The sequence below is a fragment of the Massilia sp. Root335 genome, assembly GCF_001425685.1.
Classification (GTDB): Bacteria; Pseudomonadota; Gammaproteobacteria; order Burkholderiales; family Burkholderiaceae_D; genus Telluria; species Telluria luteola.
The window spans coordinates 196,875-197,940 of sequence record NZ_LMCY01000033.1 but is presented as its reverse complement, the minus strand read 5'-3'; the positions used below and the strand labels follow the sequence as shown (position 1 = coordinate 197,940).

General features: G+C 60.4%; 1 protein-coding gene and 1 pseudogene. Both read right to left on the bottom strand.

Annotated features, from left to right (window positions below; genetic code table 11):
* Positions 1 to 198, bottom strand: a pseudogene (locus ASC93_RS31740) (hypothetical protein); the annotation flags it as partial.
* A 214-nt stretch (positions 199 to 412) separates the two neighbouring features.
* Positions 413 to 1,066: choice-of-anchor Q domain-containing protein (locus ASC93_RS32260; RefSeq protein ID WP_229412791.1), on the bottom strand; the 654-nt coding region annotated here is incomplete at its 5' end.

The following is a 1,066-nucleotide window of genomic DNA, read 5'->3' as shown; positions in this document are numbered from 1 at the left end:
GGCCTTGGCGGCGCGGGCCAGGGTCTTGAACGGCGCGGCCTTCGTGCCCGCGGCCGTGTCCGAACCGGTCGGCGACACGTAATAGTTATAGGTCGTGGCCGGCGTGGTCATCGCCATGGCGCTGCCACCGGCGGACAACAGGACTGCGGCGCTGCAGGACAGCAGGGTGTTCAGACGGACGTTCGAAGCAAATTTCATCAGAGAGTTTCCTTGCATTAAAAAGTGAAGATAACCCTTTGACGCAAGGAAACTGCCTTAGTTCAATCTTTTCGAAAAAAAATTTCCTACGGTAATGAACATACAAGGACAAAACTATTTCCTGGCGATGTAAACAAAAAGGCCCGGTCCAGGAAGAACGCGTCTTCCCGAACCGGGCCCGTGCGCCGAACCGGCGCCGCCCTGCGTGCAGCGATCAGTGCTGGTAGGCGCCGATGTCGTAACCCGTGGTGGCGTTACGGGGCTTGCCGCCCAGGTCGGTCGGATAGGCGTTCGTCGCGATACCGCGGCCGATTGCCGGCGAGCTCGTGGTCAGGTGGAAGTCGGGCGCCGCCGCGGTGCGCGAATAGCCCTTGAACAGCGGGTCCGAGCTGACCGTCGCCGTGGCGACGAGGCCATTGCGCAGCGAGGTGTTGTACGTCGTGTTCTTGTAGATCAGGTTGTTCTTGTAGACGTTCTGCTTGCCGGTCACACCCTGCTCCGAGATGCCGTACTTGTTGTCGTACACAATGTTGTTCGCGACGAAGACATTGTTCGCGCCTGCCGACGTGTAATAGAAGTCGCCGCCGCCGATCACCATCCCGAAGTTCGATGCCGCCGCCGTGTTGTTGGTGATGATCACGTGATTGGCGTCGTGCCACAAGTGGATCGCCACCGCGCCCACGCGGTAGACCAGGTTGTTCTTGATCGTGCCCGAGGTGCTGAAGTAGATGCCCTGGACGTACGTGCAGCCGGCCGGGCCGATGTCGTTGACGACGTTGCCGATCACATCCGTCATCACGCCATGGTAATAGCTGTCCACGCCGATCGCCGAACCGCCTGCGCTCGTGCACGCGACGGACTTCGCGAC